The sequence below is a fragment of the Variovorax sp. GW821-FHT09B01 genome, from assembly GCF_059418345.1.
The window spans coordinates 179,315-199,151 of sequence record NZ_JBWKPQ010000010.1; the positions used below are offsets into that span (position 1 = coordinate 179,315).

At 70.4% G+C, this 19,837-nt stretch carries 21 protein-coding genes; 11 read left to right on the forward strand and 10 right to left on the reverse strand.

What is annotated here, in order from left to right; all coding sequences use genetic code 11:
• Positions 1-84: 84 nt before the first annotated feature.
• Complete coding sequence (locus AC07RV_RS25940) at positions 85-1,005, forward strand: LysR substrate-binding domain-containing protein (protein ID WP_093341057.1); 921 nt, start codon at positions 85-87, stop codon at positions 1,003-1,005.
• Between the two features lie 4 nt (positions 1,006-1,009).
• On the opposite strand, the gene AC07RV_RS25945 is transcribed toward AC07RV_RS25940, so the two are convergent.
• Positions 1,010-1,876, reverse strand: a complete 867-nt coding sequence (locus tag AC07RV_RS25945) for an alpha/beta fold hydrolase (RefSeq protein WP_296785444.1) — start codon at positions 1,874-1,876, stop codon at positions 1,010-1,012.
• A 143-nt stretch (positions 1,877-2,019) separates the two neighbouring features.
• On the opposite strand from AC07RV_RS25945, the gene AC07RV_RS25950 reads away from it, so the two are divergent.
• Complete coding sequence (locus AC07RV_RS25950) at positions 2,020-2,652, forward strand: CGNR zinc finger domain-containing protein (RefSeq protein ID WP_296785442.1); 633 nt, start codon at positions 2,020-2,022, stop codon at positions 2,650-2,652.
• On the opposite strand, the gene AC07RV_RS25955 is transcribed toward AC07RV_RS25950, so the two are convergent.
• The 3 genes from AC07RV_RS25955 to AC07RV_RS25965 all read right to left on the reverse strand — a co-directional run bounded on the left by AC07RV_RS25955 (position 2,639) and on the right by AC07RV_RS25965 (position 8,066).
• On the reverse strand, positions 2,639-3,340 hold the full coding sequence (locus AC07RV_RS25955; protein WP_281077198.1) for a PA4824 family protein: 702 nt from the start codon (positions 3,338-3,340) through the stop codon (positions 2,639-2,641). The two genes, AC07RV_RS25950 and AC07RV_RS25955, sit on opposite strands and share 14 nt — an antisense overlap.
• Positions 3,341-3,424: 84 nt before the next feature.
• Positions 3,425-4,450 (reverse strand): response regulator transcription factor, encoded by a 1,026-nt coding sequence (locus tag AC07RV_RS25960; RefSeq protein WP_296785440.1) that lies wholly within the window; start codon positions 4,448-4,450, stop codon positions 3,425-3,427.
• Positions 4,451-4,457: 7 nt separating this feature from the next.
• Positions 4,458-8,066, reverse strand: coding sequence for an ATP-binding protein (locus AC07RV_RS25965; RefSeq protein WP_296785437.1), 3,609 nt, complete (start codon positions 8,064-8,066; stop codon positions 4,458-4,460).
• A 126-nt stretch (positions 8,067-8,192) separates the two neighbouring features.
• Here AC07RV_RS25965 and AC07RV_RS25970 point away from each other — a divergent pair, with 126 nt between their 5' ends.
• The 8 genes from AC07RV_RS25970 to ureG all read left to right on the forward strand — a co-directional run bounded on the left by AC07RV_RS25970 (position 8,193) and on the right by ureG (position 14,226).
• A complete protein-coding gene (locus AC07RV_RS25970) occupies positions 8,193-8,495 on the forward strand; it encodes an urease subunit gamma (RefSeq protein WP_203202679.1) in 303 nt (100 codons plus the stop codon).
• 37 nt (positions 8,496-8,532) lie between these two features.
• Positions 8,533-9,138, forward strand: coding sequence for a HupE/UreJ family protein (locus tag AC07RV_RS25975; RefSeq protein ID WP_093341064.1), 606 nt, complete (start codon positions 8,533-8,535; stop codon positions 9,136-9,138).
• A gap of 16 nt (positions 9,139-9,154) precedes the next feature.
• Positions 9,155-9,460, forward strand: coding sequence for an urease subunit beta (locus AC07RV_RS25980; RefSeq protein WP_057591400.1), 306 nt, complete (start codon positions 9,155-9,157; stop codon positions 9,458-9,460).
• Positions 9,461-9,472: 12 nt separating this feature from the next.
• Positions 9,473-10,156, forward strand: a complete 684-nt coding sequence (locus AC07RV_RS25985; protein WP_296785435.1) for a LysE family transporter — start codon at positions 9,473-9,475, stop codon at positions 10,154-10,156.
• Positions 10,144-11,862, forward strand: coding sequence for an urease subunit alpha (gene ureC, locus AC07RV_RS25990; protein WP_296785432.1), 1,719 nt, complete (start codon positions 10,144-10,146; stop codon positions 11,860-11,862). Before AC07RV_RS25985 ends, ureC begins: the two co-directional genes overlap by 13 nt.
• Positions 11,863-11,963: 101 nt before the next feature.
• Positions 11,964-12,551: an urease accessory protein UreE gene (gene ureE / locus AC07RV_RS25995; RefSeq protein WP_296729771.1), complete on the forward strand. Its 588-nt coding sequence runs from the start codon at positions 11,964-11,966 to the stop codon at positions 12,549-12,551.
• 329 nt (positions 12,552-12,880) lie between these two features.
• Positions 12,881-13,552, forward strand: a complete 672-nt coding sequence (locus tag AC07RV_RS26000) for an urease accessory protein UreF (protein ID WP_296785431.1) — start codon at positions 12,881-12,883, stop codon at positions 13,550-13,552.
• A 23-nt stretch (positions 13,553-13,575) separates the two neighbouring features.
• On the forward strand, positions 13,576-14,226 hold the full coding sequence (gene ureG / locus AC07RV_RS26005) for an urease accessory protein UreG (RefSeq protein WP_093341072.1): 651 nt from the start codon (positions 13,576-13,578) through the stop codon (positions 14,224-14,226).
• Between the two features lie 10 nt (positions 14,227-14,236).
• Here the strand turns inward: ureG and AC07RV_RS26010 are convergent, their stop codons facing one another.
• Complete coding sequence (locus AC07RV_RS26010) at positions 14,237-14,758, reverse strand: hypothetical protein (protein ID WP_296785429.1); 522 nt, start codon at positions 14,756-14,758, stop codon at positions 14,237-14,239.
• Positions 14,759-14,873: 115 nt separating this feature from the next.
• On the opposite strand from AC07RV_RS26010, the gene AC07RV_RS26015 reads away from it, so the two are divergent.
• A complete protein-coding gene (locus AC07RV_RS26015) occupies positions 14,874-15,671 on the forward strand; it encodes a 2-keto-4-pentenoate hydratase (protein ID WP_296785427.1) in 798 nt (265 codons plus the stop codon).
• A gap of 9 nt (positions 15,672-15,680) precedes the next feature.
• Here the strand turns inward: AC07RV_RS26015 and alkB are convergent, their stop codons facing one another.
• From alkB to AC07RV_RS26040, 5 genes are all read right to left on the reverse strand, one after another.
• Complete coding sequence (alkB, locus tag AC07RV_RS26020; RefSeq protein WP_296785425.1) at positions 15,681-16,334, reverse strand: DNA oxidative demethylase AlkB; 654 nt, start codon at positions 16,332-16,334, stop codon at positions 15,681-15,683.
• A gap of 82 nt (positions 16,335-16,416) precedes the next feature.
• Positions 16,417-17,397, reverse strand: a complete 981-nt coding sequence (locus AC07RV_RS26025) for an NAD(P)H-dependent flavin oxidoreductase (RefSeq protein WP_057591373.1) — start codon at positions 17,395-17,397, stop codon at positions 16,417-16,419.
• Positions 17,398-17,443: 46 nt separating this feature from the next.
• On the reverse strand, positions 17,444-18,184 hold the full coding sequence (locus tag AC07RV_RS26030; protein WP_296785423.1) for an SDR family oxidoreductase: 741 nt from the start codon (positions 18,182-18,184) through the stop codon (positions 17,444-17,446).
• Positions 18,185-18,302: 118 nt separating this feature from the next.
• The gene (locus AC07RV_RS26035; protein ID WP_093341080.1) at positions 18,303-18,863 is read right to left on the reverse strand and encodes a TetR/AcrR family transcriptional regulator; all 561 of its coding nucleotides are present in this window, start codon (positions 18,861-18,863) and stop codon (positions 18,303-18,305) included.
• A 144-nt stretch (positions 18,864-19,007) separates the two neighbouring features.
• Positions 19,008-19,829, reverse strand: coding sequence for a shikimate dehydrogenase family protein (locus AC07RV_RS26040; RefSeq protein WP_296785422.1), 822 nt, complete (start codon positions 19,827-19,829; stop codon positions 19,008-19,010).
• Positions 19,830-19,837 lie beyond the last annotated feature (8 nt).

Below are 19,837 nucleotides of genomic sequence, written 5' to 3' on the forward strand. Positions count from 1 at the left end.
CGGTCGGGGTGGCGGGCCGAATCTTATGCGTTCGGAAATAAAATCAGAATGCCCAAAATACTCAACCGATAACGGAACTTATCGATGCGATTTGCGGAGATCGAGACTTTCCGGGCGCTGATGCGCAGCAGTTCCACGCGCAAGGCCGCGGCGCTGCTGCATGTGACGCAGCCGGCGATCAGCCAGTCGCTCAAGCGGCTCGAGACGCAGGCCGGCATGCAGCTGTTCCAGCGTACCGGCGGGCGGCTGGTGCCCACGCCCGAGGCGCGCGCGCTGTGGGTGGAGGTCGAGCGCGTGTTCATCGGCATGGACGCGATCGAGCACCGGGTGCGCAGCCTGCGCGACTTCGGCACCAACCAGCTCGAGCTCAGCTGCTATCCGGCCTTCGGGCTGGGCTTCATGCCGCGCGCGCTCGAGCGCTTCAAGGCGCACCGCGGCGCGAGCGCCTGGCCGCAGGTGTCGCTGCAGGTGCTCAGTTCCAAGGACGTGCGCGACCGGGTCTCGATGGGCATCTCCGACTTCGGTCTGATGGCCGACGAGCTCTCGCTCGAGGGCCTCGAGCATTCGACCTTCGCGCATTTCCCGGGCGTGGTCGTGATGCCGCAGGGCCATGCGCTCGCGCGCTTCAAGAGCATCGAGCCCGAGCAGCTGGTGGAGGCGCCCTTCCTCGCGCTCAACCCCGAGGACCCCTCGCACCGCCGGCTCGAGGCCGCGCTGGCGCAGAAGAGCCTGGCGCTGCGCATGGTGGTGCAGACGCCCTACGCCGCCAGCGTCTGCGAGATGGCGCTGCGCGGGCTCGGCGTGGGCCTGGTCAATCCGATCACCGCGCTCGACTACGCCGAGCGCGGCCTGGTGGCGCGCAAGCTGTCGGTCGACATCTCCTTCGCCTGCATCCTCGCGCTGCCGGCCGGCAAGGTGCTGTCGTCGACCGCGCGCGACTTCCTCTCGGTGATGCGCCAGCAGCTGGCCGACGACGAGAAGCGCATGCAACGCTACCTGCGCTGAGCCTTCAGCCCTCGGCCGGCAGCCGGCCGAGGAAATCGCCGATCGCCGCGCCGATCTCCGCCGCATGCGTCTCGAGCGCGAAGTGGCCGGTGTCGAGGAAACGCACCTGCGCGTTCGGGTTGTCGGTCTTGAAGGCCTCGGCGCCCGGCGGCAGGAAGAAGGGATCGTTGCGGCCCCAGACCGCGAGGAAGGGCGGACGGTGGTTGCGGAAGTAGTCGTGGAACTTCGGATACAGCGCCACGTTGTTCGCGTAGTCGAGGAACAGGTCGAGCTGGATCTCGATGTTGTCGGGCCGCTGCATCAGCGCCCAGTCGAGCTCCCAGGCCTCGGGCGCCACCTGCAGCGAATCGGGCGTGCCGTGCACGTACTGCCAGCGCGTGGCCTCGTGCGTCAGTTGGGCCGCGCGCACGGCCTCGCGGTTGGCGGCATTCGGCTCGCGCCAATAGGTGCGCAGCACGCCCCAGCCCTCGCTCAGCCCCTGTTCGTAGGCATTGCCGTTCTGCGACACGATCGCGCTCACCTGCTCGGGCCGCGACAGCGCGAGCCGGAAGCCCACGGGCGCGCCGTAGTCGAACACGTAGATCGCATAGCGCCGCAGCCCGAGCGCGTCGGTGAAGCCCTCGATCACCTTCGCGAGGTTGTCGAAGCTGTAGGCGAAGGCCGGCCGCGCGGGCGACTCGGTGAAGCCGAAGCCCGGCAGGTCGGGCGCGACGATGTGGAAGCGGTCCGCCAGCAGCGGGATCAGGTTGCGGAACATGTGCGACGAGCTCGGGAAGCCGTGCAGCAGCAGCAAGGTGGGCCGCGAGGGATCGCCAGCCTCGCGATAGAAGACCTTGTGCGCGCCGACGGCGACGGTGTGGAAACGAACCATGGGAAGACTCCTGCAAGCCGATGGCGGCGCCCGGGGACTCCCGGGCTTGAATAACCTGCTAACGACGTTTTTAAAGGTTATTCATGATTGAGTAACCTGTCAATCTATTTTTTGACGGTTATCATCGCGCCAGGACCTTTGCCATGACCACCACCGCCGTCCCCATGCCCGCGCCCTTCGTCGGCGACCATCTCGCGCTCGATTTCGTCAACAGCACCGCCACGCCCGACGGCGTGCGCGTCGAATGGCTGGCCGATGGCGCGGCGCTGCTGCAATGGCTGCTGGCGGCGAAGCAGATCGCGCCGGCCGATGCCGAGCGGCTGCAGGCCGCCAGGGGCGGCGCGGCCGCGCTCGATGCGGTGGCGCGGCGGGCGCGCGAGCTGCGCGACGGCTTCCGGCACTTCGCCGAACGCCACGCGGGCCGGCCGCTCGACGTGGAGGCGGCGGCCGAACTCGAGGCCCTGAACCGCCTGCTCGCACAGGACAGCAGCCATGTGGAGGTCGCGGCCGACCCCGAGGGTGGCGGTCTGCGGCTGCGCCGCGTCGAGCCCTTCTCGGCGCCCGATCAGCTGCTGCAGCCGATCGCGCGCGCCATGGCCGGGCTGCTGTGCGACGAGCACTTCGAATGGGTGCGCGCCTGCGAAGGCCACGCCTGCACGCTGATGTTCCTGGACCGCACCAAGACCCACTCGCGCCGCTGGTGCAGCATGGCCTCGTGCGGCAACCGCGCGAAGGCGGCCGCGCACCGGGCGCGGCGCGGCCTCAGTTCCAGCTGAACTCGTGGTTCAGGCCGATCACGACCCCGCGCACGCCCTGCGGCCCGGTCCGTGAGGCGCTGAGGTCCAGGCTGATCAGCGGCGTCAGGTTCAGGCGCGCGCCCACGCGCGAGGTCCACAGCCGCGAGACGCGGCTGCGTTCGGCGATCAGCGACAGCGTGTCGTTGAGCGCCCACTCGCAGGCCAGCCCGCCGCGCGCCGTGCGCTGGCCGGTGCCGGGCGCCCAGTCGGCACCGAGGTTGGCGTGGATCTGCAGGCTCTGCGTGGGGCGCCAGGTGACCGGCAGCACGAACTGCCCGCCCGTGCGGCCGCCGGTGCGCAAGTCCGACACCGTGCCGGCCGAGACCGCGGCGCTCCAGGTGGCATCGGGTGCCGGGCCGAAGAAATTCCACTTGATCTGCGGCCCGCCCGTGACCGTGCGCACACCCAGCGTCGACAGCCGGTCGAGGTTGAAGCCCAGCTCCACGGGGCCGATGCGGCAGGCCGGGCCCAGGTGGAAGCCGATGACCGGCTCGGTGCCGGTGCGGCCCCACCAGGTCTCGTACTGGCACTGGCCCGGATCGAGGGTGGCGGCATCGTCGATGTCGAAATGGCCGGCCGCGTGCGCGCTCGCGCCGGCCCACAGGCCGCAGGCGGCCAGCAGCCATCCGATGCGCGTCCCTCTGGTGGCGTGTTCGTTGTTCTTCATCGCGAGCGTTCCGGTGGAACCGGCGCGCGATTCTAGGCAGGCGGAAAGTCGGCGGCGTGACGCCGCCGCCCAAACGCTGGAACGCTAGATCTCGAACTGCGGCTGCAGCTCGCGGATGCGCTTGATCGCCACGCCGGCCGCGGCCGTGCGCGTCTCCACGCCGAGCTTCACGTAGACCCGCTCGAGGTGCTTCTTGGCCGTGGCCGGGCTGCTGCCGAGGATCTCGCCGATGTCCTTGTTGGTCTTGCCCTTGACCACCCAGTAGAGCACCTCGGCCTCGCGCGCCGTGAGCTTGAGGCTCAGGCTCATGGCCTCGATCACGGCGGTGTCGGACACCTCGCGCATGATGATCATCCACTCGTCGCCGTCGTCGTCGTGCCCTGTCTGCTGATGCAGCCGCAGCGTGAGGCTGCTGGCGCCCTGCGCGATCGACAGCGCCGGCGGCTCCACGCCGCGCTGGCGCGCCGCCGGCGCATGGCTGCGCAGCCAGTCGAGCACGGCGGCCGGGGTCTCGGGCGCGCGCGTCTCGCAGTAGCGCTGCAGCAGGTCGCGCGCCAGCGCCGTCTGCCAGATCAGCCGGCCCTCGGGTAGCCGCACCGTGATGCTCGCGTAGCCGAAGGCGTCGAGCGCATTGCGCGCCTGGCCGGCCTGGCGCGCCACCTGGCGCGCGCGCCGGGCGCCCTGCAGGTGCACGTTCATGCGCGCCAGCACCTCCTTGGGCTTGATCGGCTTGGTCACGTAGTCCACGCCGCCGGCCTCGAGCGCGGCCACCAGGTGCTCGGTCTCGGTCAGGCCGGTCATGAAGACGATCGGGATGTGCGCCGTCATCCCGTCGGCCTTGAGCCGGCGCGCGACCTCGAAGCCGTCGATGCCCGGCATCATCGCGTCGAGCAGCACGATGTCGGGCCGCGCCTGGGCGGCGCGCTGCAAGGCCTGCTCGCCGTTGGTGGCGATCAGCACCGTATAGCCCGACTCGTCGAGCGCGTCGTGCAGCACCGCGAGGTTGTCGGGCACGTCGTCCACGATCAGCACCAGGTCGCTGTTGGCGCTCTTGTCGCGCAGCGACTGCGCGAGCGGCACGGGTTCTACAGGGGGGGCCGGTGTGTTCATCTGTTTGTCATCCCGCATGGGCCGCCTCGGCCAGCGCGCGGCCCATGGCCTCGAACTGGAACTGCCGCGCCAGCACGCGCTGCGCCTCGGTCCAGGCGGCGCATTCGGGCTGCTCGCCGTCGATCGCGTCGAGCTGGTTCATGATGCCGCGGAAGTAGCCGAGGCTCACAGCCTCGTCGAGCGCGCGCAGCCGCTCGCGCGAAGGCGGGCGCAGCACCGGCTGCACCGGCGCCGGCACGCTGGCCGCGGCCGCCTCGGTCCAGCGCAGGCCGAGCCGGCGCTCGAGCCAGTCGAGCAGCTCGGTGTGGCGCACCGGCTTCACGAAGAAATCCTCGGGCGCGATCTCCACGTCGTTGTCGAGCCCCTTGTCGAAGGCATTGGCCGAGACGATCGCCACCGCCGCGTCGGCCAGCCCGAGCCGGCGCGCGCGGCGGATGGTCTCCCAGCCGTCGATGCCGGGCATCGCGAGGTCGACGAACATGGCGTCGGGCCGGTAACCGGCGGCGATCAGGTCGAGCGCATCGTGGCCGCTGGCCGCGCTGCGCAGCTCGAAGCCCAGCGGCGCCAGCACATGGCCCAGCAGCTCGCGGTCGGCCTCCTCGTTGTCGACCACCAGCAGCCGGCGGCGCGCCCCCTCGTAGCCGCGCCGCGCGCGCTGCACCGGCTGCGGCCGGCCGGCGCCGGCCACCGCCTCGTGCACGCGCGGCAGGAACAGCCGCACGCAGAACAGCGAGCCCACGCCCGGCGTGCTGCTGACCTTCATCTCGCCGCCCATCAGGTCGGTCAGCATCTTGGCGATGGTGAGGCCCAGCCCCGCGCCCGGCGCGGCCGCGGCGCCGGCCGAATCGCCGCGCGCGAAGGGCTCGAAGATGCGCTCGATCTCGGCCGCCGTCATGCCCGGGCCGGTGTCCTCGATCTCCACCGCGGCGAACTCGCGCGCATAGGCGAGGCGCAGCGTGACCTGGCCGGCGGCCGTGAACTTGATCGCGTTGCCCAGCAGGTTGATGAGGATCTGGCAGACCCGCTTCTCGTCGGCGCGCACCACCTCGGGCAGCGCGCCCGCGGCCTCGAAGCGGAAGGCCAGGCCCTTCTCGGCCGCCTGCAGCTCGAACATGTCGGCCAGCTCGCGCAGGGTGTCGGCGAAGCGCATCGGCCGCGCATGCAGCGTGAGCTTGCCGGCCTCGATGTGGGCGATCGCCAGGGTGCCCTCGATCAGCGACAGCAGGTGCTCGCCACCGCGCTTGATGACCGCCACCGCCTGCTGGCGGTGCGGCGGCACGGAATGGTCCTCGCCCATCAGCTGCGCATAGCCGAGGATGCTGTTGAGCGGCGTGCGCAGCTCGTGGCTGATGGCGCTGATGTAGCGGCTCTTGGCCTGGTTGGCCTGGTCGGCGGCGCGCCGCGCCTGCTCGGCCGCGAGCTTGGCCTGCTCGGCCACCTCGCGCGCCTCCTCGGCGGTGCGCGTGGCCGACTGCAGCGCGCGGTCGGTCTCGCGGTGCAGCTCGATCTCGCGCACCAGCAGGTGGGTCTGGCGGTTCGATTCCTCCTGCGCCACCTTGCGGCTCTGGTGCGCCAGCACCAGCCACCAGGCCACGATGCCCGCGATCACCAGCAGCGCCATGTAGGCCTTGAGGAAGCCCGAGCGCAGCGAGGCCTGCTGCGCGGCCGCGAGCGCCTGCGCCACCTCGCTCCGAGCGGCCAGCTCGAGCGCGCTCTCGCCGAGCGCGCGCAGCTCCTGCTGGTAGAGCACGCCGAACACCACCGCCAGCAGCGGCACGATGATCAGCATCAGCAGCAGGAAGTGGCCCAGGCCGGTGTCGAGGTAGCGCCAGCTGCGCCGCGGCAGCAGCCAGCGCAGCACCGCCGACCACTGCGCCGACAGGCTCGCATGCGGCTTGCAGAGGTCGCCGCAGCGCGCGTCGAGCGTGCAGCACAGCGAGCAGATCGCGCCCTGGTAGGCCGGGCAGTGGGCCATGTCGGGGCCTTCGTACTCGCGCTCGCAGATCACGCAGCGCTGCACCGCGAGGCGGCGGTAGGCGCCTTCGGATTCCACCCGCGCCCACTGCACCGGCCGGCCGGCCGCCACCGCGGCGCCCTCGACCGAGCCGCGCGCCAGGTAGTAGCGCCCGCCCGTGGCCCAGGCCAGCAGCGGCGAGGCGACGAGCGCCGTGCCGAGCGCGATCAGCGCCGAGAAGGCCTGCGCCAGCGGCCCGAACACGCCCAGGTGCGCGGTGATCGACAGCAGCGAGGCCAGCGCCATCGCGCCCACGCCCACCGGGTTGATGTCCCACAGGTGGGCGCGCTTGAACTCGATGCCCGGCGGCGACAGGCCCAGCGGCTTGTTGATGACCAGGTCGGCCACCACGGCCATCATCCAGGCGATGGCGATGTTGGCGAACAGCCCGAGCACGTCGCCCAGCGCCTCGAACACGTTCATCTCCATCAGCATGAAGGCGATCAGCGCGTTGAACACCACCCACACCACGCGCCCCGGGTGGCTGTGGGCCACGCGCGAGAAGAAGTTGCTCCAGGCCAGCGAGCCCGCGTAGGCGTTGGTGACGTTGATCTTGAGCTGCGAGATCACCACGAACAGCGCGGTGGCCGCCACCGCCCAGCCGTAGTTCGGAAACACGTACTCGTAGGCCGCGAGGTACATCTGGTTCGGATCGACCGCGCGCTCCACCGGCACCATGTGCGTGATCGCGAGGTAGGCGAGCGCGGCGCCGCCCAGCATCTTGACCACGCCCAGCACCACCCAGCCCGGCCCGCCCGCCAGCACCCCGGCCCACCAGCGGCCGCGGCTGGCCGCGGTGCGCGCGGGCATGAAGCGCAGGTAGTCGGCCTGCTCGCCCATCTGCGTGATGAGCGCGATGCCCACCGTGAGGGCGGCACCGAACAGGTGCAAATTGAATCCTTGCGCACCACCCTTGGCGCCGTTGTAGTGCGTGATGCCCGCGAACGCACCAGGATCGCGCACCAGCACATAGGCGAAGGGCACGACCAGCATCAGCAGCCACAGCGGCTGCGTCCACAGCTGCAGCCGGCTGATCGCCGACACCCCGTGCGTGACCAGCGGGATCACCACCAGCGCGCAGACCAGGTAGCCCCAGACCGGCGGGATGCCCAGCGCCAGCTCGAGCGCGTAGGCCATCACGGCGGCCTCGAGCGCGAAGAAGATGAAGGTGAAGCTCGCGTAGATCAGCGAGGTCAGCGTGGAGCCGATGTAGCCGAAGCCGGCGCCGCGCGTGAGCAGGTCCATGTCGACGCCGTAGCGCGCCGCGTACACGCTGATCGGCAGGCCCGCGAGGAAGATGATCAGCCCCGTTGCCAGGATGGCCCAGAAGGCGTTGGCGAAGCCGTACTGCACCAGCAGCGTGGCGCCCACCGCCTCGAGGATCAGGAACGAGGCCGCGCCGAAGGCCGTGTTGGCGACCCGCCATTCGGACCATTTGCGAAAGCGCTGCGGCGTGTAGCGCAGCGCGTAGTCCTCGAGGGTTTCGCTCGCGACCCAGCTGTTGTAGTCGCGCCGCACCTTGACGATGCGCTGCGGCGCGTCGTCGGACTCGGTGGGGGGGACGGCGGAGGGCGGGCCAGGGTTCACACCGTTTCGGTGCATCTTTCGTGCCACCCGGCGCCCCGCGGACCCGGTGCCATACGGCATTCGGCGAACAGGGCACGACTGTTGCAACAGCCCTGCTCTGCCCATAATGGCCGCCTCCTCCCGCCACCCGATGCCGTCTCCATGGAACTGACTCCGCGCGAAAAAGACAAGCTGCTGATCTTCACCGCGGCGCTGCTCGCCGAACGCCGCAAGGCCCGCGGCCTCAAGCTCAACTACCCCGAAGCCATCGCCCTGATCTCGGCCGCCGTCATGGAAGGCGCGCGCGACGGCAAGAGCGTGGCCGAGCTCATGAGCGAGGGCCGCAACGTGCTGACGCGCGCCGACGTGATGGACGGCATCGCCGAGATGATTCCCGACATCCAGGTCGAGGCCACCTTCCCCGACGGCACCAAGCTCGTGACGGTGCACCAGCCCATCGTCTGAACGACCGCACACCCAGAACAACCAAGGACAAGCCCTCATGCGCCCATCGATCTCCTCCAGGACCCTCGCCCTGCTCGCCGCCGCCCTGCTGCCCCTGGCGGCCAGCGCCCACACCGGCGTCGACGGCGGCCTGCACCACGGCCTCGTGGCCGGCTTCATGCATCCGCTGACCGGCGCCGACCACCTCGCGGCGATGGTCGCGGTGGGCGTCTGGAGCGCGCTGTCGGCGCGCCGCGCCTGGCCCGACCTGCTGTGGGCACCGCTGGCCTTCGCCGGCATGCTGCTGGCGGGCGCGCTGGTCGGCCTGGCCGGGCTGCAGCTGCCGGCGGTCGAACCGATGATCGCGGCCTCGCTGCTGGTGCTGGGCCTGCTGGTGGTCACGCGCGTGCACCTGCCGGCCGGCGTCGCGATGGCGGTGGTCGGCCTGTTCGCGGTCTTCCACGGCGTGGCGCACGGCCACGAGCTCGCGGGCGAGCACGACGCCGCCCTCACGCTCGCCGGCATGGTCGGCGCGACCGTGCTGCTGCATGCCGCCGGCATCGCGCTGGGCTGGGCGCTGCGCCATGCCAACGCCTGGCTGCCGCGCATCGCGGGTGCCGCGGTGGTCGGCCTCGGCGCCACGCTGCTGGCGCAGGCGATCTGAGGCGAGGCACCGGCCCATGATCCCCGGCGAAATCCTCACCGACGACGGCGACCACCCGCTCAACCCGGGCCGCCGCACCCTCACGCTGGTGGTGCAGAACACGGCCGACCGGCCGATCCAGGTCGGCTCGCACTACCACTTCGCCGAAACCAACGGCGCCCTCGGCTTCGACCGCGAGGCCGCGCGCGGCATGCGCCTGAACATCGCCTCGGGCGCCGCGGTGCGCTTCGAGCCGGGGCAGCAGCGCACGGTCGAGCTGGTCGATTTCTCGGGCGACCGCATCGTCTACGGCTTCCGCGGACTGGTTCAGGGCAAGCTCTGAGCGGGCGCCGGCATGCTGTCACTCGCGCTCTCCGCCTTTCTGCTGGGCCTGGTGTTCAACGCCGCGCCGGGGGCCGTGTTCGCGGAAACCGTGCGCCAGGGACTGCAGGGCGGTTTCCGTCCGGCCTTCGCCGTCCAGGTGGGCTCGCTGGTCGGCGACGCGCTGTGGGCCGTGCTGGGCCTGGCCGGCGCGGGCGCGCTGATGCAGATCGATGCCCTGCGCTGGCCGCTGGGGATCGCCGGCGTGCTCTATCTCGCCTGGCTCGCGGCCGACAGCTGGCGCGCAGCGAAGCGCGATGCCGGCATCGAGCGCGCGCAGGCCATGCCCCCGAAGCGGGCGCTGCGCTCGGGCGTGATCCTCTCCGCCACCAATCCCCAGAACCTGGCCTACTGGGCCGCGCTCGGCAGCGCCATGGCCGGCCTCGGCATGGACCGGCCGACCACCGCCCACTACGCCGTCTTCTTCACCGGCTTCATGGCGGCCTCCGTGCTCTGGTGCTTCGTCTGCGCGGGCCTCGTCGCCAGGCTCTTCGGCCGCTCGGCATCGCGCTGGGCCGGCGTGACGCACCGCCTGTGCGCCCTCGCGTTCATGGCGCTGGCGGTCGCCTCGATGCGCGACCTGCTGAATTTCACCGGCCCCGCCGAGAACCGGCCCGCGGCCTCCCCCGCAAGACAAGGAACGACATGGCAACCATAGGCAGGCGCGCCTACGCAGAAATCTTCGGCCCCACGGTGGGCGACCGCGTGCGGCTGGCCGACACCGAGCTGCTGATCGAGGTCGAGGCCGACTACACGCTGCGCGCCGCCGGCTACGGCGAGGAGGTCAAGTTCGGCGGCGGCAAGACGATCCGCGACGGCATGGCGCAGTCGCAGCGCACGCGCGCGCAGGGTGCCGTCGACACGGTGCTCACCAACGCGCTGATCCTCGACCACTGGGGCATCGTCAAGGCCGACATCGGCCTGAAGGACGGCCGCATCGCCGCCATCGGCAAGGCCGGCAATCCCGACGTGCAACCGGGTGTCGATATCGTGATCGGCCCGGGCACCGAGATCATCAGCTGCGAGGGCAACATCGTCACCGCCGGCGGCATCGACAGCCACATCCACTTCATCTGCCCGCAGCAGATCGAGGAGGCGCTGGCCTCGGGCGTGACCACCATGCTGGGCGGCGGCACCGGCCCCGCCACCGGCACCTTCGCGACCACCTCCACGCCCGGGCCCTGGCACATCGAGCGCATGCTGCAGGCGGCCGACGCGTTCCCGATGAACCTCGGCTTCCTCGGCAAGGGCAACGCCAGCCTGCCCGGCGCGCTGCACGAGCAGATCGAGGCCGGCGTGATCGGCCTCAAGCTGCACGAGGACTGGGGCACGACGCCCTCGGCGATCAGCAACTGCCTCGACGTGGCCGATGCCACCGACACGCAGGTGGCGATTCACAGCGACACGCTCAACGAGTCGGGCTTCGTCGAGAACACGATCGCGGCCGTGGGCGGGCGCGCGATCTGCGCCTTCCACACCGAGGGCGCGGGCGGCGGCCATGCGCCCGACATCCTGCGCGTGGTGGGCGAGGCGAACTTCCTGCCCTCGTCGACCAACCCCACCATGCCCTACACCGTGAACACGCTCGACGAACACGTCGACATGCTCATGGTGTGCCACCACCTCGACGCCGGTATCGCGGAAGACCTGGCCTTCGCCGAGTCGCGCATCCGCAAGGAAACCATCGCCGCCGAGGACGTGCTGCACGACCTCGGCGCGATCAGCATGTTCAGCTCCGACAGCCAGGCCATGGGCCGCGTGGGCGAGGTGGTGCTGCGCTGCTGGCAGACCGCGCACAAGATGAAGCTGCAGCGCGGCACGCTGCCCGAGGACAGCGCGCGCAACGACAACTTCCGCGCCAAGCGCTACGTGGCCAAGTACACGATCAACCCCGCGATCGCGCACGGCATCGCGCACGAGGTGGGTTCGATCGAGGTCGGCAAGTGGGCCGACATCGTGGTGTGGAAACCTGCCTTCTTCGGCGTGAAGCCCTTCACCATCATCAAGGGCGGCAGCATCGCGATGGCCGCGATGGGCGACCCCAACGCCTCGATCCCGACGCCGCAGCCGGTGCACTACCGCCCGATGTTCGGCGCCTATGGCGGCTCGCTCGCGAAGGGCTCGCTGACCTTCGTCTCGCAGGCCGGCCTGGCCGCGGGCATCAAGGAGCGCTACGGGCTGGCGAAGAACCTGGCGGCGGTGAAGAACATCCGCAACGTGCGCAAGAAGGACCTGATCCACAACGGCTACACGCCGAAGATGGAGATCGATGCGCAGACCTACGCGGTGCGCGCGGACGGGCAGTTGCTGACCTGCGAACCGGCGAAGCTGCTGCCGATGGCGCAGCGCTACTTCCTGTTCTGAGACAAGGCCCGAAAATCCGGCGTGGCACGCCGGCTTGACAGGCTGCGTATCCTTGAAAGCATCGTTCCTGTCTTCAGACGCGCCACGCGTCCCACCGCACCATGCTCACCGCCAACAAACTCATGCCCCAGGGCCGCGGCCTCGCGCCCGTGCTGCTCAAGCGCGCCGCCACCATCGAACTCGACTGGGACGTGCGTCAGAAAAGCCGTTTCGACGCCACCGATTCGCAAGGCCGGCAGATCGGCGTGTTCCTGCCACGCGGCACGGCCGTGCGCGGCGGCGACGTGCTGGTGGCGGAAGACGGTTCGCTGGTGCGCGTGATCGCTGCCCCACAGCCGGTGCTGCGCATCACGCACTGCACGGCCCACGGCACGCCCTTCGACCTGACGCGCGCGGCCTACCACCTGGGCAACCGGCATGTGCCGATCGAGCTCAAGCCCGACCACCTGAAGATCGAACCCGACCATGTGCTGGCCGACATGCTGCGGTCGATGCACCTGATCGTGGTGGCGGTCGAGGAGGCCTTCGAACCCGAGGGCGGGGCCTATGGGTCGCATGAGCATTCGCATGGGGGTGGTCATAGCCATGACCATGGCCATGATCACTCGCATGGTCATGCGCACTCCTCGGGGCCGAAGCCGCTGGTGTTGGCGCCGGAGTTGCTCGATGACCATGGGCACTCTCACTGAGATGGGGGCTGGGTTTTCGGATCGGGCCGGCTTGTTTCGGTCGGGGCGGGCGCACGCCGATGGGGTACTCCCCTCCGCGAATGTCCCCCGCCTTCGGCTCCTCCTTTATTTCGCTGCGGGGAGTACCCCATCGACGTGCGCCAGACGCGCTGCGCTTGATCGGCCGGCACCACCGCTGCGTCCACGTGCACAGGGCAGTGGGTGCTTCCCGCAGCGAAATAAAGGAGGAGGCCGAAGGCCGGGGGACATTCGCGGAGGGAAGTACCCGCTGTCCTGTGCACGCGCCCCGAACACACGCGTCCCGGAAGGCAAGTCGACGCCGCACTGACATGCCAGCCCCCCAAAGCCTCCTCCAGCTCATCTGGCTAGCCTCCCCCGCCCTCCCGGTCGGCGGCTTCTCGTACTCCGAAGGTGTCGAGGCCGCGGTCGAATGGGCCGGCGTCGACGCCGAGGCCAGTGCCGCCGAATGGCTGTCCGACCAGTTGCACCTGAGCTTCGCGCGCGGCGACCTCGCGCTGGTCGCGCAGGCCATCGCGGCTTGGCGCGCCGATGATGCGCAGCGCATCCGCACGCTCAACGACTGGGTACTGCAGACCCGCGAATCGGCCGAGTTCTTCCTGCAGACCGAACAGATGGGCCGCTCCTTCGTCGAATGGCTCAAGCTGCACCATGCCGACACGGCCGAGGTCTTCGCCGGCCTGCCCGCAAGCTATCCCGTGGCCTTCGCGTTCGCGGCCCACCGCTCGGGTGCCTCGGTGCACGACGGCTGCCTGGCCTTCGCCTTCGGCTGGGCCGAGAACATGGTCGCGGCCGCGGTCAAGGCCGTGCCGCTCGGGCAGAGCGCGGGACAGCGCATTCTCGGTCGGCTCGCGCAGGAGATTCCCGCGGCCGTGAACCATGCGATGCAGCTGTCCGACGACGATCGGCAGGCCTTCGCGCCGCTGCTGGCCGTGCTGTCGGCGCGGCACGAAACCCAGTATTCGCGGCTCTTCCGCAGCTAGATTTTTTCCTTCACGCACCCACCATGACCTCCGCCCTGCACCACATCCCCAACCGCACCAAGAAGCTGCCGCCGCTGCGCGTGGGCATCGGCGGCCCCGTCGGCTCGGGCAAGACCACGCTGCTGGAGATGCTCTGCAAGTCGATGCGCGACAGCTACGACCTGGTCGCGATCACCAACGACATCTACACCAAGGAAGACCAGCGCCTGCTGACCGTGGCCGGCGCGCTGCCGGCCGAACGCATCATGGGCGTGGAGACCGGCGGCTGCCCGCACACCGCGATCCGCGAGGATGCCTCGATCAACCTCGAGGCCATCGACCGCATGCTCGAGGACTTTCCCGATGCCGACGTGGTGTTCGTCGAATCGGGCGGCGACAACCTCGCGGCCACCTTCAGCCCCGAGCTCTCGGACCTCACGATCTACGTCATCGACGTGGCCGCGGGCGAGAAGATCCCGCGCAAGGGCGGCCCCGGCATCACCAAGAGCGACCTGTTCGTCATCAACAAGACCGACCTCGCGCCCTACGTGGGCGCCAACCTCGACGTGATGGAACAGGACACGCAGCGCATGCGCCGCCAGAAGCCCTACGTGATGACCAACCTCAAGACCCTGACCGGCGTGGCCGAGGTGGTGCGCTTCATCGAGGAGCGCGGGATGCTCAAGACGGCCTGAGGCCGTCGCCTCACAGCTCGCTGCCGTCGCGCAGCTGGCGCTGCTTGTAGACCAGCCGCACGCTGGCGCGGCGCGGATCGCCCACGCGCTGCACGTAGACGTCCATCTCGCCGCTGCTCCAGGCCGCATAGGCGCTGCCCGGATCATTGGCCGCGAGCTCGGCACCGAAGGCGCCACGGCCCCACTGCAGCAATTCGGCGAAGGCCGCGCCGCCGCCATCGGGCAGGCCTTGCGCCGAGGCCGCGTACTCCACGCGCCGCAACTGCGCATCGGCAAAGAAGAAGGTCGGCTCGAACATCAGCCCCGCCAGGGCCTGGGGCGTGCCATGCCAGCTTCCCAGCAGGCCGCCCGCGAGCCGCTGCGGCCGCGCCACGCGTTCGGCCGAAGGCAGCGCGGCACGCAGCTCGTCGGCCGACATGCCGAGCCGCACGCCGGGCGGCAGCGCTTGCGCCTGGGCGGCGAGGCTCGCGAGACAGAGGGCACCGGTGCCGAGCAGGCGCGCTACGGGTGAAGAGAATGAAGGAATGGACATCAGGGGACGGTGAAACGGACGACAGCGGCCTGTGACCCGCAGTATCGCCCCGAGTTCGCGACGGCACCGTGTAACTGCCGATACCCGACCCATTCGCCCTTTGTAGACTGGCCCGATGACACCTCAAGACGTGCTCGACCACTACGACCGGGCCGCGCTGTGGCCCGCCGATCGCCCCGACCGCACTGCCGCCGGCCTGCCCGCCGCCTATGCCGACGCGCTCGCACTGCGCGCCCTGCGGCTCGCGCGCGGCGAACGGCCCGTGGGCTACAAGGTCGGCTTCACCAACCGCACCATCTGGCAACGCTATGGCGTTTTTGCGCCGATCTGGGGCCCGGTGTGGAACACCACGCTGACGCTGTGCGACGGCCGGGGCAGCGTCGACCTCGCGGGCACGGTGCAGCCGCGCATCGAGCCCGAGGTCGTGTTCGGCATCGCCGCCACGCCGCCGCGGGGCGCCACGCTCGAGCAATTGTTCGCCTGCGTCGAGTGGATCGCGCCGGGCTTCGAGATCGTGCAGTCGCACTGCGAGGGCTGGAAGTTCGGCGCCGCCGACACCGTGGCCGATGGCGGACTGCATGCGCGCCTGCTGGTCGGGCGGCAGCGGCCGCTGCGCGACTTCGCGAGCGACGGCGCGGCGCTCGATGCGCTGCTCGCGCGCACCCGCCTGCGCCTGTCGCGCGACGGCACGCAGGTCGAGGAAGGCACCGGCGCCAACGTGCTCGACGGCCCGCTGCATGCACTGCTGCACTTCCTGCACGAACTGCAGGCCTGCCCCGGCGCGCCCGCGCTGCAACCGGGCGAGGTGGTCACCACCGGCACCTGGACCGACGCCTGGCCGATCGCGCCCGGCCAGGTCTGGCGCAGCGAATTCGACGCGCCCTTCGACGGCCTCGAAGTCACGCTGCGCTGAGCGCGCGGCTCAGCCGGCCTTGCGGAAGGTCAGGTTGATGCGCACGCTGCCCAGCAGCGGATGCGGCTTGTCCTTGAGCGGCAGCACGCCATGGAAGCGCAGCCGGTCGGGGCCGCCCCACACCACCACGTCGCCATGCGCGAGCGGCACGCGCTCGACCGCGTCGCCGCGCGCGAGCCCGCCGAACTGGAACACCGCCGGCATGCCCAGCGACACCGAAACGATCGGCGCGCCATGGTCGCGTTCGTCGCGGTCCTGGTGCAGCGAGAGCCGCGTGCCGGGCTCGTAGCGGTTGACCAGGCAGGCATCGGGCCTGAAGCCCGCGAAGCCCGCCGTCTCGGCCGCCTCGCGCGCGAGCCGCGCGAACGCGGCGGGCATCGCGGGCCAGGGCTTTTGCGACAACGGATCGATCGCGTCGTAGCGGTAGCCGCTGCGGTCGCTGACCCAGCCCAGTGGACCGCAGTTCGTCATCGCCACCGACATGGTGTAGCCGCCGGGCGTCACCAGGTGCCGGAACGGCGACACGCCCTCGATGCGCGGCAGCGCGGCCAGCAGCTCGCTCGCGAACGGCAGCGCGAAGCCGCGCAGCACGCAGGCACCCGGGCCCAGCGGCTCGGGTGCGCGAAACGGTTCGTCGGTGGCGGGGAAGAGCTCGAGGGTCATGGCGGATGCGGCCCTCGAAAATACCGCAAGCCGGCGCACCGGGTCCGGCCGGTTCCGGACATCCGGTACCGCCGGTGTGGTCTCAGGCGGTCTCGAGCATGCCCGCGAGCCGCGCCGCGATCAGCCCATGGGCCTCCGCCATGATGCGGTCGACCAGTTCCTGCACGGTCGGCACGTCGTGGATCAGGCCCGCCACCATGCCGCAGCTGAAGGCGCCCGCGTCCACGTCGCCCTCGATCATCACGCGCGGATAGATGCCCGCTACCTGGTCGTGGATGTCCGAGATCTGAAGGTCCGCGCCCTTCGCGCGCTCGATCGCCAGCAGTTCCTCCACGCCCTTGTTGTTGAGCACGCGCTCGGTGTTGCGCAGGCCGCGCATCACCAGCCGCGTGTCGAGCTCGCTGGCCGCGACGATCGCGCGCTTGACGTTCTCGTGCACCGGCGCCTCCTGCGTGGCGATGAAGCGCGTGCCCATGTTCATGCCCTCGGCGCCGAGCGCGAGCGCGGCCACGAGGCTGCGGCCGTCGGCCATGCCGCCCGAGGCGACGAAGGGAATGCGCAGCTCGTCGGCCGCGCGCGGCAGCAGGATCATGTTGGGCACGTCGTCCTCGCCCGGATGGCCGCCGCACTCGAAGCCGTCGACGCTCACCGCGTCGCAGCCGATGCGCTCGGCCTTCAGTGCATGGCGCACCGAGGTGCACTTGTGGATCACCTTCACGCCGGCCGCCTTGAGCGCCGGCATGTGCTCCTCGGGGCTGCGGCCCGCGGTCTCGACGATGCGCACGCCGCCCTCGATGAGCGCGGCGATGTACTCGGGATAGGGCGGCTTGGAGAAGGTCGGCAGGAAGGTCAGGTTCACGCCGATCGGCTGGTCGGTCATCTCGCGGCAGCGCGCGATCTCGCGCGCCAGCAGCTCGGGCGTCTTCTGCGTGAGCCCGGTGATGATGCCGAGGCCGCCGGCATTCGACACCGCGGCCGCGAGTTCCGCGAAGCCCACGTAGTGCATGCCGCCCTGGATGATCGGATGGCGGATGCCGAAGAGTTCGGTGATGCGAGTTTTCATGGTCGATGAGGGTGGAGGAAGAGGACGGGAAACGCGGCGCTGCCGCTCACCAGCGTTCCATGTACGGACGCAGGTCGAGCTCGAAGGTCCAGGCATCGCGCGGCTGCGTGTGCAGGTGCCAGTAGTTCTCGGCGATGTGCTGGGGGTTCAGGATGCCGTCCTCCGACTTCAGCGCGTAGCGCTCGGGGAAGCTGATGCGGATGAACTCGGTGTCGATCGCGCCGTCGACCACCACGTGCGCCACGTGGATGTTGCGCGGCCCCAGTTCGCGCGCCATGCTCTGGGCCAGCGCGCGCAGCGCATGCTTGGCACCCGCGAAGGCAGCGAAGTTGGCGGCGCCGCGCAGGGCCGCGGTGGCACCCGTGAAGATGATCGTGCCGCGGCCGCGCTCGACCATGCGTTTGGCCGCTTCACGGCCGTTGAGGAAGCCGCCGAAGCAGGCCATCTCCCAGATCTTGAAGTACTTGCGCGCGGTCTCGTCGAGGATGCTCGAGGGCACGTTGGCGCCGATGTTGAACACCAGCACCTCGACCGGCCCGACCTCGTGCTCGACCTGCTCGAACAGCGCGATCACCTCCTCCTCCTTGCGCGCATCGGAGCCGAAGGCCACGGCCTTGCCGCCGGCCGCCTCGATGCTCTCGACCAGCGGCTGCAGCTTCTGCGCGTCGCGCCGCGTCACGCAGGCGGTGTAGCCGCCGGCCGCGAAGCGCCTCGCGATCGCCCCGCCGGTGGAATCGCCGGCGCCGATGATCAGCGCCACACCGGCGCCCGCATTGCCCTGGCTCATGTCGTCTCCTTGATTGAACGCTCGTGGACCAAAGCACGGTAAAGGAGAGGCATCGGGCTGTCAATCGAGCAGGTGACAGCATTCCGGCGGTGCATGCGGCGCATGCGGCCGGCGCGGTTCAGTCCAGGTGGTTGCGCTCGATGTCGCGGCGGGTCGAGTTCAGGATGTCCTGGCGCGTGCGGTCGTTCTCGACCACGCGCGCCATCAGCAGCGCGCCCACGCACTGCGCCATCACGGCCCAGGCCGCGTCGTCGTCGCCCGCCAGGCGCTGGCTCCAGGCCTTGTGCAATTTCTTCAGGCCGCGCTCGACCGCCGCGCGCACGGCCGGGTCGGAGCGCGCGATCTCGGCGCCCAGCGCGGGCAGCGCGCAGCCGGTCTCGGGGTGCAGGGCATGGGCGCTGCTGAGGTAGCTCTTGAGGCAGCGCGCCACATGGTCGGGAGGAGAGTCGGGCGTGCCCGCGAGCATCTCGGCGCTGTTCTCCATCTCGCGCTCGATCAGCGCCGCGAACAGTTCGCCCTTGGAGCCGAAGTGGCTGTAGAAGGCGCCGCCCGTGAGGCCGATGGCCGACATCAGCGCATCGACGCCGGTGCTGCTGAAGCCCCCCTTCTTGGCGATCGCTCGGCTGCTCTCGAGCAGCTTCTCGCGGGTCTCTTCCTTGTGGTTGGGGGCGTAGCGCATGGCGGTTCCTCGGCGCGGGATTCCGGTGGACAGGACGAAGGGAAAAATAACATACGATCGTTCAGCCATCCTGACGCCGGGTGGCCTATCGCTGCTCGTTTTCCCTTGTCCCTTGCAAGGCCCGCGCCCGCCGCGGGAGGCCTTTCAGGCCGCCGGCGCACCGATCGCGAGCAATTCCTTCACCAGCACGTACTGCGCATCGAGCATCGAGGTGCCCAGCGAGATGCGGCAGCCGCGCGCCTGGGCGGCTGCCAGCAGCGGCGTGATCGCGGGCGTCATGATGATCTCGGCCACGTCGGTGCCTGCCGCCAGGTGCGCCAGGTGCGCCACGTCGAGCGGCAGTGCATCGCCCTCGTGCATGCCCATCGAGGTGGTGTTGACCACGAGGTCGAAGCCGCCCGGATCGTTCGTGCCCGCGCGCGCGCTGCAGTCCGGGTACGCGGCGGCCACGTCGGCCGCGAGCGCCTCGGCCCGCTCGCTCGTGCGGTTGTGGATCACCAGTTCGCGCGCGCCCGCCTCGGCGATGCCGAAGGCCACCGCGCGCCCCGCGCCGCCCGCGCCGAACTGCAGCACGCGGCGCCCCTGTAGCGTGATCCCCTGCCCCGCGAGCCCGTCGACGAAGCCGCGGCCATCGAGGTTGTCGCCCGTGAGCCGGCCCTCGGCGTCGCGCCGCACGAAGTTGACCGCGCCGATGCGCGCCGCGCGCGGCGTGGTCGCGTCGAGCAGCGGCAGCACCGCGATCTTGTGCGGGATGGTCACGCCGAAGCCGAGCACGTTGCGCATGCGGCGCAGCGCGTCGATCACGGTCGCGAGGTCGGCGGGGCCCACGTGGAGCGGCGACACCGCGATGTCGAGGCCCTCGGCCGCGAAGCGGTCGTTGAGCCGGTGCGAGCCCACCACGTGGGCCACGGGATCGGCCAGCATCAGCATGATGCCGGTGCGGCCGGTGATGCGCATCTCGGTCATGGCGACGC

Excerpts from the sequence above, each read along its gene's own strand:
- AC07RV_RS25940 (WP_093341057.1), top strand. The coding sequence starts at position 85 with ATGCGATTTGCGGAGATCGAGACTTTCCGGGCGCTGATGCGCAGCAGT.
- AC07RV_RS25945 (WP_296785444.1), bottom strand. The coding sequence starts at position 1,876 with ATGGTTCGTTTCCACACCGTCGCCGTCGGCGCGCACAAGGTCTTCTAT.
- AC07RV_RS25950 (WP_296785442.1), top strand. The coding sequence starts at position 2,020 with ATGACCACCACCGCCGTCCCCATGCCCGCGCCCTTCGTCGGCGACCAT.
- AC07RV_RS25955 (WP_281077198.1), bottom strand. The coding sequence starts at position 3,340 with ATGAAGAACAACGAACACGCCACCAGAGGGACGCGCATCGGATGGCTG.
- AC07RV_RS25960 (WP_296785440.1), bottom strand. The coding sequence starts at position 4,450 with ATGAACACACCGGCCCCCCCTGTAGAACCCGTGCCGCTCGCGCAGTCG.
- AC07RV_RS25965 (WP_296785437.1), bottom strand. The coding sequence starts at position 8,066 with ATGCACCGAAACGGTGTGAACCCTGGCCCGCCCTCCGCCGTCCCCCCC.
- AC07RV_RS25970 (WP_203202679.1), top strand. The coding sequence starts at position 8,193 with ATGGAACTGACTCCGCGCGAAAAAGACAAGCTGCTGATCTTCACCGCG.
- AC07RV_RS25975 (WP_093341064.1), top strand. The coding sequence starts at position 8,533 with ATGCGCCCATCGATCTCCTCCAGGACCCTCGCCCTGCTCGCCGCCGCC.
- AC07RV_RS25980 (WP_057591400.1), top strand. The coding sequence starts at position 9,155 with ATGATCCCCGGCGAAATCCTCACCGACGACGGCGACCACCCGCTCAAC.
- AC07RV_RS25985 (WP_296785435.1), top strand. The coding sequence starts at position 9,473 with ATGCTGTCACTCGCGCTCTCCGCCTTTCTGCTGGGCCTGGTGTTCAAC.
- ureC (WP_296785432.1), top strand. The coding sequence starts at position 10,144 with ATGGCAACCATAGGCAGGCGCGCCTACGCAGAAATCTTCGGCCCCACG.
- ureE (WP_296729771.1), top strand. The coding sequence starts at position 11,964 with ATGCTCACCGCCAACAAACTCATGCCCCAGGGCCGCGGCCTCGCGCCC.
- AC07RV_RS26000 (WP_296785431.1), top strand. The coding sequence starts at position 12,881 with ATGCCAGCCCCCCAAAGCCTCCTCCAGCTCATCTGGCTAGCCTCCCCC.
- ureG (WP_093341072.1), top strand. The coding sequence starts at position 13,576 with ATGACCTCCGCCCTGCACCACATCCCCAACCGCACCAAGAAGCTGCCG.
- AC07RV_RS26010 (WP_296785429.1), bottom strand. The coding sequence starts at position 14,758 with ATGTCCATTCCTTCATTCTCTTCACCCGTAGCGCGCCTGCTCGGCACC.
- AC07RV_RS26015 (WP_296785427.1), top strand. The coding sequence starts at position 14,874 with ATGACACCTCAAGACGTGCTCGACCACTACGACCGGGCCGCGCTGTGG.
- alkB (WP_296785425.1), bottom strand. The coding sequence starts at position 16,334 with ATGACCCTCGAGCTCTTCCCCGCCACCGACGAACCGTTTCGCGCACCC.
- AC07RV_RS26025 (WP_057591373.1), bottom strand. The coding sequence starts at position 17,397 with ATGAAAACTCGCATCACCGAACTCTTCGGCATCCGCCATCCGATCATC.
- AC07RV_RS26030 (WP_296785423.1), bottom strand. The coding sequence starts at position 18,184 with ATGAGCCAGGGCAATGCGGGCGCCGGTGTGGCGCTGATCATCGGCGCC.
- AC07RV_RS26035 (WP_093341080.1), bottom strand. The coding sequence starts at position 18,863 with ATGCGCTACGCCCCCAACCACAAGGAAGAGACCCGCGAGAAGCTGCTC.
- AC07RV_RS26040 (WP_296785422.1), bottom strand. The coding sequence starts at position 19,829 with ATGACCGAGATGCGCATCACCGGCCGCACCGGCATCATGCTGATGCTG.